The organism is Acinetobacter sp. NEB149 (assembly GCF_012516415.1).
In the GTDB taxonomy this organism is placed as follows: Bacteria; Pseudomonadota; Gammaproteobacteria; order Pseudomonadales; family Moraxellaceae; genus Acinetobacter; species Acinetobacter lwoffii_V.
In genome coordinates this window covers 3,069,903-3,082,412 of record NZ_CP051208.1, presented here as the reverse complement: position 1 = coordinate 3,082,412, position 12,510 = coordinate 3,069,903, and the positions used below count along the sequence as shown (strand labels likewise).

At 39.3% G+C, this 12,510-nt stretch carries 10 protein-coding genes and 3 pseudogenes; 12 read left to right on the top strand and 1 reads right to left on the bottom strand.

Features of this window, described 5'->3' with window-relative positions; genetic code table 11:
• Window positions 1-18 precede the first annotated feature (18 nt).
• The 6 genes and pseudogenes from HGD77_RS14945 to HGD77_RS14920 all read left to right on the top strand — a co-directional run.
• Complete coding sequence (locus HGD77_RS14945) at window positions 19-507, top strand: DEAD/DEAH box helicase (protein ID WP_085064814.1); 489 nt, start codon at window positions 19-21, stop codon at window positions 505-507.
• Window positions 508-685: 178 nt separating this feature from the next.
• Entirely contained in the window at window positions 686-991 is a 306-nt protein-coding gene (locus tag HGD77_RS14940; protein WP_000122230.1) for an IS630 transposase-related protein, read from the top strand.
• A 47-nt stretch (window positions 992-1,038) separates the two neighbouring features.
• Window positions 1,039-1,509: an IS630 family transposase gene (locus HGD77_RS14935; protein ID WP_228761445.1), complete on the top strand. Its 471-nt coding sequence runs from the start codon at window positions 1,039-1,041 to the stop codon at window positions 1,507-1,509.
• A gap of 82 nt (window positions 1,510-1,591) precedes the next feature.
• Window positions 1,592-2,467, top strand: a pseudogene (locus HGD77_RS14930) (IS481 family transposase); the annotation flags it as partial.
• 111 nt (window positions 2,468-2,578) lie between these two features.
• Window positions 2,579-3,547, top strand: a complete 969-nt coding sequence (locus HGD77_RS14925; protein ID WP_228761480.1) for an IS30 family transposase — start codon at window positions 2,579-2,581, stop codon at window positions 3,545-3,547.
• 7 nt (window positions 3,548-3,554) lie between these two features.
• Window positions 3,555-3,722 (top strand): annotated as a pseudogene (locus HGD77_RS14920) (IS481 family transposase); the annotation flags it as partial.
• 322 nt (window positions 3,723-4,044) lie between these two features.
• On the opposite strand, the gene HGD77_RS14915 reads toward HGD77_RS14920, so the two are convergent.
• Entirely contained in the window at window positions 4,045-4,467 is a 423-nt protein-coding gene (locus HGD77_RS14915; RefSeq protein WP_085064714.1) for an Lrp/AsnC family transcriptional regulator, read from the bottom strand.
• A 200-nt stretch (window positions 4,468-4,667) separates the two neighbouring features.
• Between HGD77_RS14915 and HGD77_RS14910 the strand changes: the two genes are divergently transcribed.
• The 6 genes and pseudogenes from HGD77_RS14910 to astE all read left to right on the top strand — a co-directional run bounded on the left by HGD77_RS14910 (window position 4,668) and on the right by astE (window position 12,115).
• Window positions 4,668-5,939: a Glu/Leu/Phe/Val family dehydrogenase gene (locus HGD77_RS14910; protein ID WP_085064713.1), complete on the top strand. Its 1,272-nt coding sequence runs from the start codon at window positions 4,668-4,670 to the stop codon at window positions 5,937-5,939.
• Between the two features lie 41 nt (window positions 5,940-5,980).
• Entirely contained in the window at window positions 5,981-7,213 is a 1,233-nt protein-coding gene (locus HGD77_RS14905; RefSeq protein ID WP_165353935.1) for a bifunctional succinylornithine transaminase/acetylornithine transaminase, read from the top strand.
• Between the two features lie 21 nt (window positions 7,214-7,234).
• On the top strand, window positions 7,235-8,281 hold the full coding sequence (astA, locus tag HGD77_RS14900) for an arginine N-succinyltransferase (protein ID WP_086044925.1): 1,047 nt from the start codon (window positions 7,235-7,237) through the stop codon (window positions 8,279-8,281).
• Complete coding sequence (gene astD, locus HGD77_RS14895) at window positions 8,272-9,741, top strand: succinylglutamate-semialdehyde dehydrogenase (RefSeq protein ID WP_085064712.1); 1,470 nt, start codon at window positions 8,272-8,274, stop codon at window positions 9,739-9,741. Before astA ends, astD begins: the two co-directional genes overlap by 10 nt.
• A 14-nt stretch (window positions 9,742-9,755) precedes the next feature.
• Window positions 9,756-11,098: pseudogene (gene astB, locus HGD77_RS14890) on the top strand (N-succinylarginine dihydrolase).
• Window positions 11,099-11,119: 21 nt separating this feature from the next.
• Window positions 11,120-12,115, top strand: a complete 996-nt coding sequence (astE, locus tag HGD77_RS14885) for a succinylglutamate desuccinylase (RefSeq protein WP_085064710.1) — start codon at window positions 11,120-11,122, stop codon at window positions 12,113-12,115.
• Window positions 12,116-12,510 lie beyond the last annotated feature (395 nt).

Sequence of the window (12,510 nt, the reverse complement as noted above, 5' to 3'; positions counted from 1 at the left end):
CCCAAATTTCTTTTAGGTATGACTGCGACTCCAGAAAGAAGTGATGGTATCGATATTTTCAAAGCATTTGATTACAATATAGCCTATGAAATTAGGCTTAAAAAAGCCATGGAATGTAATCTCATTTGTCCTTTTCACTATTTTGGAATTTCAGATTTAGAAATAGATGGTGAGCTGGTTGATGATAATACTGATTTTGGTCATTTAATTAGTGATGAGCGTGCTCGAAAGATTAAAGAAGCTTCAGATAAGTTTGGTACAGATAACGGTGAATTAAGAGCCTTAGTTTTTTGTTCTAGTGTTAAGGAAGCGAAAGAGCTTGCAGGGAAAATGAATCTCTTAGGGATTCAAAGTATAGCTTTAAGTGGCGAAAATAGTACGGAACAGCGAACAGCTGCGATCGAGTCAATCAGCTCGGCAGATAACCATCGTATTGAAATGATTTTTACGGTTGATATTTTTAATGAAGGGATTGATATTCCTAAAATTAATCAAGTGATTTTTTGATCCTAGCCAAAATAATGGACAGCATTTCCCTCTAAAGATAACGTAACGTTAACTTTGGAGATACAAGAATGGCTAAACGTTTTAGTCCTGAATTTAAACAGCAAGCAATTGATTATGCACTTTCAAACTCACATGAATCTATATAGTCAAATCATTATAAAACCAATACAATGGTGCAATGAGTTATTCAGAACATTTTAGACGTAAAATTTTAGCTAAACTTGAGGAAGGTTATTCTATTCGAGCGGTAGCTGCACAATTTGAAATTAATAAAAATACCATTGTTGAATGGAAAAAACGTATAGAGATTAAAAAAACTCGTGTACGTAAACCTTCTAAAATTAACGATGATGCTTTACGTGAAGATGTTGAAAAGTATCCTGATGCTTATCAATATGAACGTGCTGCACGTTTTAATTGTGGTGTTTCATCTATTGGTGCTGCATTAAAGCGCTTAAATATTACAGTTAAAAAAAGACGTTAAGCCATCCTAAAGCAGATACAAAGCTTAGGGATAAATTTATTCAGCAAGTGAATGAATTAGGAACAAACCACCCGATTATTTATGTGGATGAAAGTGGTTTTAAGTCACATGATTACAGACCTCATGGCTACTCACGAAAAGGAGTACCTTGTTTAGGGCAATATAATTGGCAATTAAAGAATCAGACCAATGCCATTGGAGCAATCTATGAGGGTAAGTTATTTTCAGTCGGTTTATTTGACTGCAAAATCAATTCAGATGTTTTTCATTTTTGGATTGAGCAATTCCTCATACCAACATTACCAGAAAATAGTGTAGTGGTTATGGATAATGCAGCATTTCATAAAAGAGCAGATATTCAGGAGTTATTGGAACAACAAGGGCATAAAATTCTTTGGCTTCCTGCATACAGCCCTCATTTAAATCCTATAGAACAGATGTGGGCATGGGTTAAACGTAAGCGTAAAGAATGGTTGATCGACTCAGTCGATGAGTTATTTGTATTAGTTCAGACTTGATCGGACATTCTTCTTGAAAAAGAGAAAGTTACCCGTTTTGATAAAGGTGTCGAAATCTTAATCAAACAAAGGTAACTTTCTTATGTTGCATACTAACAATCAAATTATCAAACACAAAGTAGGCTTACTCAATTTAGCCGAAGAACTTCAGAACGTTTCTAGAGCATGCAAAGTGATGGGTGTCTCTAGAGATACTTTCTATCGCTATCAGGAGTTAGTACAGTCTGGTGACATTGATGCATTGATCAATAAGTCCCGTCGAGTGCCTAATCTAAAAAACCGTGTAGATGATGCTACAGAGCTAGCGGTCATTGATTTCGCAATTCAATATCCAGCTTATGGTCAGCATCGTACCAGTAACGAATTGCGCAAGAAGGGTGTATTTGTTTCAGGGAGTGGTGTTCGCTCTATTTGGCTCCGCCATGATTTGGAGAACTTTAAGAAGCGTTTAAAAGCTCTCGAAGCTAAAGTGGCGCAGGATGGTATCGAACTAAATGATCATCAGATTGCTGCACTTGAGCGTAAGCATGAAGATGATGTGGCATGTGGTGAAATAGAAACAGCTCATCCAGGCTATTTAGGTGCGCAAGATACCTTTTATGTCGGGAATCTCAAGGGTGTTGGACGGATCTACCAGCAAACATTTATCGATACTTATAGCAAGGTCGTTCATTGCAAGCTCTATACAACCAAAACACCAATTACAGCGGCTGATTTACTCAATGATCGTGTATTACCTTTCTATCAATCCCAGGATTTACCAATGCTTCGCATTCTTACAGACAGAGGAACCGAGTATTGCGGGAAGGTGGAACAACATGACTATGAGTTGTATCTAGCCCTCAATGACATTGATCACACGAAGACAAAAGCAGCTTCACCACAAACGAATGGGATCTGTGAACGCTTCCATAAAACAATACTGCAGGAGTTTTATCAAATTACATTTAGGAAAAAGGGCAGAGTAAAACTTGAAGTGCGACATAAACCACCTAATTAATTTAAAGGGTTTATGGAGTATATAAAATTGTCATACCATCATCTTAACTTTGAAGATCGTACTGCATTAATGCTTGAGTCAAGAAAAGAAGGCTTTTCAGCCAGAAAATTTGCTGAACTCATTAAAAGACATCCTAGTACGATCTATCGTGAGCTTAAAAGAAATAGCATCAATGACGTTTATCAAGCTCGATATGCTTCTGATAACACCTTCGCTAGACGTAGACGTGGTTACAGAAAACTCAAAATTGATTCAATCCTCTGGAAATTTATTGTTGAAGCGATTCGTTGTTTATGGTCTCCTCAGCAAATAGCAAAGCGTTTAAAGACATTTCCTGATTTGGATCAAACAATGAATGTAAGCCATACAACGATTTATTCAACGATACGAGCATTACCAAAGGGTGAGTTGAAAAAAGACTTATTATCCTGTCTGCGTCATGAAAATAAAAAGCGAAAAGCTAACGGTGAACCTAAAAAAGATTCTATATTACAGGATATTAAAACTATTCATGAGCGCCCAACCGAAGTTCAAGAAAGAAAAATACCGGGTCATTGGGAAGCCGATTTAATTAAAGGTAAAGACAATAAAAGTTCGATAGCAACACTTATTGAACGAAATACACGACTCTGTATCTTGGCAACATTACCTGATGCAAAGGCAGAATCAGTGCGCAAGGCTTTAACTGAAGCTCTGAAATATTTACCTGCAGAACTGCGTAAAACGTTGACCTATGACCGTGGACGTGAGATGTCAGAACATAAAATACTCGAAGAAGATTTAGGCATAGATGTATATTTTTGTGACCCACATTCACCCTGGCAAAAAGGCACATGCGAAAATATGAATGGTTTAATTAGGCAATATTTACCTAAAGGGATTGATTTAAATCAGGCAGATCAGCATTATTTAAATCAAGTTGCCATGTCACTGAATACTCGTCCTAGAAAAGCGTTAGATTGGCTTACACCATTAGAGAAATTTGCTCAGCTTGTTGATTATCATAAGACTTTTGAAACTGTCGCACCTCATGTTTGAATTCGCCAAGCTTTATAGCACACTAGAAGAGTTGCAGACGGATCTAGACGACTGGCTGAAATTCTATAATACTGAACGGACTCATCAAGGAAAAATGTGCTGTGGTCGTACACCATTTGAAACTTTACTTGATGGAAAACAAATTTGGGCTGAGAAGAATTTAGCTCAAATTTAACCTGACAGGCACAATAAAAAATGGGTAACTGTCAGATCAGGTTTGAGCTAGTACAAGTTATTTCAAGTTTTTTTCGAATCCTGTATGAATAATAAAGTAGTTTGACTATAGAACTGATTACCGAATTGACTCGTCTACTCAAAACTTTCGAAATAATATTCTATAAAAATACTCTTCTAGGACGATTTTATCGCTTGTCTATCTGCTTCATTTTGATAAAGATCTAATTTCATCTTGATCCCTGTGATTGGAGACTGCGACTTTATAAAAAGCAGTTTTATAGCTTTTCAATATGCATCCACCTGGTTGAGAGGTATAAACATCAGGTCTTGTAAGTGGAAAGTAAAATACTGGTTTCTGTATTGTAAATGCCTGCAATATTCCTGACCTGACCCAAGATCAAATCAAAATTGATTAAACTATCTGCCTGAATTTCGACTAATAAATCCCATTTTCCATTGGTTGTATGCAGGGTTTGTATCGCAGGATTGAGTCTTAACTCTTTAATCACAGATGTGGCTTTGTTTCCCTCTACCATAATACTCATCCAGGCCTGAACTTTGTTGGGGCTGGCATTGGGTTTAATCCTTACCGTATATCCTGTAATGATTCCTGTGGTTTCCATATATTCAATACGTTTTTGAACTGTAGCTCTAGACGTTCTGGTTTTTTGAGCGATTTCAGTAATAGAAATACGTGAATTTTCTCGTAGTAATCCCAGTATTTTGCTGTCTATTTCGTTCATATTGTATTTCTCAATACTCAAATTGATAAAAATTGGATCAAATTAATCATTTTAAAAACTTTTTGTGATCAAATTGATTGTAGATAATAGCTCTACACCTAACAATGCAGTGATTTACGTTGATCAAATAATTTTAACGAATTATTGCATTCAGGCTAGAAACAAAGTGCGATTTTACTAAAAATAGTTAAGGAAAACTGATGTCTGAAGCTGCTAACTCTACTAAATACGATCCTTGGCAAACTTATCTAACTCAAATTGATCGTGTTGCTCCTTATTTAGATTCAAGCCTGGGCAATTATGTGAATACGCTAAAGCGTACCAAAAGATCATTAATTGTTGATGTGCCTATTGTTATGGATGACGGTAGTATTCAGCATTTTGAAGGCTACCGTGTTCACCATAATTTATCTCGTGGGCCAGGCAAAGGTGGTATTCGTTATCATCCAGATGTCGAGCTAAAAGAAGTAATGGCTTTGTCTGCGGGAATGACGATTAAAACAGCCATTTTAAACTTACCATTCGGTGGTGCAAAAGGCGGTATTGCTGTTGATCCGACTAAACTGTCTTTACGAGAATTAGAACGTTTAACGCGTCGTTATACCAGTGAAATTAGTCCATTAATTGGGCCACAAGTGGATATTCCTGCACCTGATATCGGTACCAACCAGCAAATTATGGGCTGGATCATGGATACCTATTCCAGTATCAAAGGACATACTGTGACAGGTGTGGTGACAGGCAAGCCTCTACATTTAGGTGGTTCATTAGGCCGAATTCGGGCAACGGGTCGCGGTGTATTTATTACAGGCTCCGAAATTGCAAAAATTATCAAGTTAGATATTCAAAACTGTAAAGTCGCAATCCAAGGTTTCGGTAATGTCGGTAATGAGGCGGCTTACTTGTTTAATGAGGCCGGTGCGCAGGTGGTTGCGATTCAAGACCATACCGGAACTATTTACGATCCTGAAGGCATTGATATCCGTGCATTACAACAATATGTTGCAGAACATCAGGGTATATATGGCTTCCCTCAGGCAAGCGTAATTTCCAATGACGAGTTCTGGACTGTACCAATGGATATTTTGATTCCTGCGGCTCTAGAAGGTCAAATCACTGCGGAACGTGCACAGAACCTCAGTGCAAAACTGATCCTGGAAGCGGCGAATGGTCCAACACGTCCAGAAGCAGACGATGTGTGTATAAAACGAAATATTACTATTGTTCCTGATGTGCTTTGTAACGCCGGTGGTGTAACTGTCAGTTATTTCGAATGGGTACAAGATATGGCGAGTTATTTCTGGAGCGAATCCGAAATTAATGAACGCCTCGATAAATTAATGGTAAGTGCTGTTGCAGATGTTTGGAAAACATCAGTAGATAAAAAATGTAGCTTGAGAATCGCAGCTTATGTTTTGGCATGTGAGCGTATTTTAAAAGCACGACAAGAACGTGGCATTTTCCCAGGCTAAGCCTAGACCAACCTTAACTTCCTTTTTGAAGCAGAGCTGACATGAATACGAATTTTAAAGCAGATATCACCAATAATCCTGTAACAAGACAGAACTTTAATGACTGGATGGTGCCTGTTTTCGCACCCGCAAATTTTATTCCAGTACGTGGTAAAGGATCTCGGATCTGGGATCAAAATGACAAGGAATATGTTGATTTTGCAGGCGGTATTGCTGTGAATTCACTCGGACATTGTCATCCGGTTGCAGTGTCTGCATTAATTGATCAAGCACAAAAATTATGGCATATCGGTAATGGCTATACCAATGAACCTGTTTTAGAACTGGCAGGCTCAATGGTTGAGAGTACCTTTGCAGATAAAGTCTTTTTCTGTAACTCAGGTGCGGAAGCAAATGAAGCCGCGCTGAAACTGGCACGTAAAGTCGGAACTTTAAGCGGTAATCCGGAAAAGAATGAGATTATTTCTTTTGAAAGTTCATTCCATGGCCGTACGTTGTTTACCGTGACAGCAGGTGGACAGCCAAAATATTCGAAAGACTTCGCACCTTTGCCAAAAGGCATTCAGCATATTGCTTTTAATGATTTAGATGCAGCAAAAGCAGCAATTGGTCCAAATACCTGCGCGGTTATTGTGGAACCGATTCAGGGTGAAGGCGGTGTGATTCCTGCTGATGTTGAATTCCTGAAGGGTTTACGTCAACTGTGTGATGCACAGGGCGCAGTTTTAATTTTTGATGAAGTGCAAACAGGGGTAGGGCGTACCGGTGCGTTATATGCCTACATGAACAGTGGCGTCACTCCTGACATCTTAACTACAGCAAAAGCCTTAGGTGGTGGTTTCCCAATTGGGGCGATGATGACCACGGACCATTTTGCCAATATGTTTGCCGTAGGTGATCATGGCACGACTTATGGCGGCAATCCTTTGGGCTGCGTAGTTGCAGGTGCAGTATTTAATTTTGTCAAGCAAGAGCATGTTCTGCAAGGCGTGAAACAGCGTGAGCAGTATTTCCTGCAACGCCTGAATGAGATCAATAGCAAATATCCATTATTTAAAGAATGCCGTGGTCAAGGTCTGCTGCTTGGTTGTGAATTGAAAGATGAATATAAAGGTCAGGCGAAGCAGATTGTAAATCTGGCAGCGGAAGAAGGCTTGTTGGCTTTGGTTGCTGGGGTCAGCGTGGTTCGTTTTACTCCCTCCTTGATCATTCCAATTGAAGATATTGAAGAAGGTTTAAATCGTTTTGAAAAAGCTTTAGCCAAGTTTCAATAATATTCAAAGGAAGTCTATATGATGATGCGTATTCGCTATGTTCAACCTGGGGATCTAGAAGACATTTACCAGTTGGCAGAAAAAGCCGGCTTTGGTCTGACGTCTTTACAGCCGCATCGTGAAAAGCTGTTGGCACGTATCCAGCGTGCCTGCGATACAGTCCAGGGTCTGACTAAAAAAGCGGACCAGGTCTATTTATTTGTACTAGAAGATACGCAGATAAATAAAGTTGTGGGTTTGTGCGGCATTGAAGTGGCTTTGGGTTTAAGTGAGCCTTGGTATAACTTCCATGTGGGAACACAAGTACATACCTCAAGTGCTTTAGGTGTATATAAGGCTTTGCCTACTTTGTTTTTAAGTAATGACCATACCAATTGCAGTGAATTATGTACGTTGTTTCTGGATCCGGATTACCGTAAAAACTCGAATGGTAAGTTCTTGTCTAAAATTCGCTTTTTGTTTATTGCGGCATTTCAGTCTTTGTTTGAAAAGAAAATTGTGGCAGAAATGCGCGGCTTTTCAGATGAAAAAGGCGAGTCTCCATTTTGGGATGCGGTCGGTCACAAGTTCTTTAATATTGAATTTAATAAAGCCGACTACTTAAGTGGCACAGGGCAAAAAGCGTTTATTGCCGAATTGATGCCACGTTACCCACTGTATATTGATATGTTGCCCGAAGAGGCACAAGCGGTGATCGGTAAAGTTCATCCAAATACAGTTCCTGCAAGTAAACTCCTGTACGAAGAAGGCTTACGTTATCAAGGTTATGTAGATATTTTTGATGGCGGTGCAACGCTGGAAGCCGATGTTGAAAACCTGAGAGCAATGAAGCAAAGCCAGTCAGTTCAGGTCAAAATTGTTGATCAGGTATCTTCAGCACTGTCGAGCGGTCCGATGATTGTCGCCAACGATGATTACAATGACTATAAAGCTATTCTAGTGGCGCATTGTCCTGAAAATGCAGTATTGCAACTCACTGCAAGTGAGGCTGCTCAGTTAGAGGTTCAAGATGGCGGTCATGTCCGCTTGTTATCTGTAAATGTAAGTGGAGAGAAAGCATGTCTTTAGGTTCGGTTTTTATTCAAGGTCAATGGCGTGCGGCACAAGGTCAACCCTTTGTGAAAACGAATCCAGTGGGCAAGGCACAAATTTGGGCAGGCCAAGAAGCGACTGCTGAAGATGTGCAACTGGCGAGTGAATCTGCACGTCAAGCATTTCCACAATGGGCAGTCACTCCACTTGAACAGCGCATACAAATTGTAGAAGAGTTTGCGCGTTTGCTGAAAGAAAACCAGCAGCATCTGGCAGAAGTAATCAGCCAGGAAACCAGCAAGCCGTTGTGGGAAACCTTAACTGAAGTCCAGGCGATGATTGGCAAAGCCGCGATTTCAATTCGCGCCTATCAGCAACGCACCGGTGAAAGTTCAACCGACATGCCGGACGGAAAAGCGACTTTACGCCATCGCCCGCATGGGGTGCTTGCTGTTTTTGGACCTTATAATTTTCCTGGTCATTTACCCAATGGTCATATTATTCCAGCCTTGCTGGCAGGCAACTGCATTCTGTTTAAGCCGAGCGAATTAACGCCGTGGACCGCAGAAGAAACCCTTAAGTTATGGCAAAAAGCCGGTCTGCCAAACGGTGTGATCAATCTGTTACAAGGCGGACGCAGCACAGGCGAAGCTTTGGCCAGTGCCACAGATGTCGATGGGATCCTGTTTACAGGCAGTGCCAATACCGGCTATCACTTACACAAGTTGATTGCAGGGCAGCCAGAAAAAATTCTGGCTTTGGAGATGGGTGGTAATAATGCCCTGATTGTCGATGATGTAAGCGATATTGATGCTGCAGTTCATCTCGCGATTCAATCTGCATTTGTGTCTGCAGGTCAACGTTGTACGTGTGCGCGTCGCATTATTGTTAAACAAGGTGCCGTGGGCGATCAATTTATTCAACGCTTTGTTGAGGTAGCGAAAAATCTCAAGATTGGTGCATGGAATGATCATGATCAACCGTTTATGGGCGGTGTGATTTCATCTCAGGCAGCGCAGTCATTACTTGAAGCTCAGCAAAAACTGCTTGCTTTGGGTGCAACCCCGCTGGCGGAAATGCAGTTACTGGCTGCAGATAGCACCTTGCTCAGTGCGGGGATTTTGGATGTTTCCAAAGTAACGGATATTCCAGATGAAGAATATTTTGGTCCACTGACAAAAATCTATCGTTATCAGGATTTTGACGAAGCATTAAAGCTTGCGAATCAGACACGTTTTGGTTTGGCCGTTGGCTTGATTTCTCCAGATCGGGAATTGTATGAACGTTTACTGATCTCTGCACGCGCAGGTATTGTCAACTGGAATAAACCTCTGACCGGCGCATCCAGTGCGGCACCTTTCGGCGGTATCGGGGCGTCAGGTAACCATCGTCCAAGTGCGTTCTATGCTGCAGATTACTGTGCATGGCCAATGGCTTCTTTAGAAACTGAAACCATTGAATTACCAGAAAAATTATCACCAGGTATCAGTTTCTAATTTGGAGTAAGTGTATGTTGGGATTTGAAGTTAATTTTGATGGTTTAGTCGGTCCTACGCATCATTATGCGGGACTTTCTTTTGGCAATGAAGCTTCATTCAAAAATCAAAAATTGATTTCAAATCCCAAGCTTGCTGCAAAGCAGGGTTTACAAAAAATGAAAGCAATGGCGGATATGGGGCTGAAACAAGCTGTTTTACCGCCACATGAACGACCAATGCTTTCAGAATTACGCCGTTTAGGCTTTGGTGGTCAAGATAAACATTTAATTGAGCAGGCATATCGCCAAGCACCTGAACTTCTATCCGCTTTATATTCAGCCTCACCGATGTGGGCCGCCAATGCAGCGACTGTCAGTCCATCGGCAGATACAGCAGACCAAAAAATTCATTTCACGAGTGCAAATTTGTGTTCGAATTATCATCGGTCAATTGAACATTTAACAACACAACGAATATTGAAACGTATTTTTCAAGATGAACAATATTTTGTCCATCATGAAGCTTTGCCAAGTGTCCCTCTATTTGGTGACGAAGGTGCAGCTAACCATTTACGTTTTGCTCAAGATTATGCTCATTCTGGGATTGAAGTTTTTGTTTATGGCCAGCATTTTTTCAAAACAGACCAGGTCCGTGTCAGTAAATATCCGGCAAGACAAACTTTAGAAGCATGCCAGGCTGTTGCACGTTTGCATCAGCTCGATACAGAAAAAACCTTATTTTCCAACAGAACCCCGATGTAATTGATTTGGGTGTTTTTCATAATGATGTCATTTCTGTAAATAATAAAAATGTATTCCTGGTGCATGAAAAAGCATTTTTAAATCAGAAAATAATGCTGAATGAATTGGCAGAAAAATTACAACATCAAAATCAGAGCCTTGAACTGATTCAAGTGCCAGATCAATGTGTCAGTGTCAAAGATGCTGTGCAGTCTTATTTATTTAATAGCCAGATTGTGAGTCGTCCCGATGGGGGCATGAGTATCATTCTTCCAGAAGAGGCTCGTGAAAATCAGGCCGTTTGGAATTATGTACAGCAGACTTTATTACAAGACAGCCAGATCGATGATGTTCAAGTATTTCATTTAAGAGAAAGTATGCGTAATGGCGGCGGACCTGCTTGCCTTCGTCTACGTGTTGCGATGAATCAAGATGAACTGGCGGCTGTGCATCAACCGGTTTTATTGACTGACAGTTTATGCAACAGCCTCAACCAATGGGTAGATCGTCATTATCGTGATCGATTGTCAGCACAAGATTTAATCGACCCCCAACTCATATTGGAAAGTCAAATTGCGCTGGATGAGTTAAGTCAGATTCTGGAGTTGGGAGCGATTTATTCATTTCAATTTTAACTAGAGAGATGTATGTAACTTATGGAAGATTTTTTAAAGTTAACCCTAGATGGTTCTGAACCTGAGATTAAAAGCGGACATAACAAATTTCTAGAATGGCATTGGCTTGCTGAAGGTATTTTACAATTCATACCGAAAGTGGCTCATAAAAAAGCCATTATTCTTTCAGCAGGAATTCATGGCAATGAAACTGCACCGATTGAAATATTAAACCAAATATGTAGTGATTTAATTCAAGAAAAATTAGCATTAAAAGAACAGGTTCTGGTTATTTTTGGTCATCCTGCTGCCATGCGTGTGGGACAGCGCTATCTAGACAATGATTTAAACCGCATGTTTTGCGCTGAATTAAAATCTCCAGTAGATGATCTGGAAAATAAGCGCGCGTTACAGCTCGAACAGTCAGTTGAAAAATTCTTTCATCAGCAACCGCACGACGTATCTTTCTATCATTATGATTTGCACACCGCTATTCGTAGCTCTCTCATGAGTACTTTTGCACTGATTCCATTTCAAAAACATGCCTATGATTCAGAATTATTTTCTAATTTGGCTGCCGCAAAGCTAGATGCAATCGTGCTTCATAGTAGTGCAGGAAAAACATTTTCTAGCTATACCAGTGAATATTTTGGTGCACATAGCTGTACTTTGGAACTGGGCAAAGCCAAACCATTTGCTACAAATAACTTATCTGACTTTAAATCGACCGATTTAATGTTACGTGCACTGATTTGTGCTCAAGAAAATAATAATAATTTAAAAAATAAAATTCGATATTTTAAAGTAATCGATAGCATTATTAAAAAAGATGATGACTTTAAGTTAAATGTAGACAAAACAGCACCGAATTTTACTTTATTTAGCAAAGGACAAATAATAGCCGAACAGAATAGTGGAAATTATGTTGTTAATCTGGAAAAGGTCTGGATATTATTTCCAAATCCTGAGGTAAAAAAGGGACTTAGGGCAGGATTATTAATAGATGAAATTCATTATACCAATGAGGTATTTTCTTAATACCTCATTGGTATTATAAGGATATATCTTTATTATTAGACTTCTTGCGTTAGTCAAATTTTAAGTAGCCGAAAGCTATATTTTATGAGGTTTTAGCCAATTCAAAAAATAGATAAAACTATACTTTCGCAAGAGGTCTATTATATAATTAATTAGAACTTTATATGATGATTTTATAGGATATTGATTCTTATTATTTTACTTATTTAGATTGAATTTATTGGGATCATATCCTGATTACTTTGTTCTAGTATATAAGTATTCATATGGACTTATTAAAAAATGGAGAATAATTTTTATTGGCATAATAAATGCATAACATTTTCGATATATCTGGATTGATTTTATTATCGGTCTAGGTTGGCATGATAATCATTGTATTATATTTGTTAATT

What these genes read in the sequence shown, in the direction of transcription:
- HGD77_RS14945 (WP_085064814.1), top strand. Translation starts at nt 19, where the DNA reads ATGACTGCGACTCCAGAAAGAAGTGATGGTATCGATATTTTCAAAGCA.
- HGD77_RS14940 (WP_000122230.1), top strand. Translation starts at nt 686, where the DNA reads ATGAGTTATTCAGAACATTTTAGACGTAAAATTTTAGCTAAACTTGAG.
- HGD77_RS14925 (WP_228761480.1), top strand. Translation starts at nt 2,579, where the DNA reads ATGCTTGAGTCAAGAAAAGAAGGCTTTTCAGCCAGAAAATTTGCTGAA.
- HGD77_RS14915 (WP_085064714.1), bottom strand. Translation starts at nt 4,467, where the DNA reads ATGAACGAAATAGACAGCAAAATACTGGGATTACTACGAGAAAATTCA.
- HGD77_RS14910 (WP_085064713.1), top strand. Translation starts at nt 4,668, where the DNA reads ATGTCTGAAGCTGCTAACTCTACTAAATACGATCCTTGGCAAACTTAT.
- HGD77_RS14905 (WP_165353935.1), top strand. Translation starts at nt 5,981, where the DNA reads ATGAATACGAATTTTAAAGCAGATATCACCAATAATCCTGTAACAAGA.
- astA (WP_086044925.1), top strand. Translation starts at nt 7,235, where the DNA reads ATGATGCGTATTCGCTATGTTCAACCTGGGGATCTAGAAGACATTTAC.
- astD (WP_085064712.1), top strand. Translation starts at nt 8,272, where the DNA reads ATGTCTTTAGGTTCGGTTTTTATTCAAGGTCAATGGCGTGCGGCACAA.
- astE (WP_085064710.1), top strand. Translation starts at nt 11,120, where the DNA reads ATGGAAGATTTTTTAAAGTTAACCCTAGATGGTTCTGAACCTGAGATT.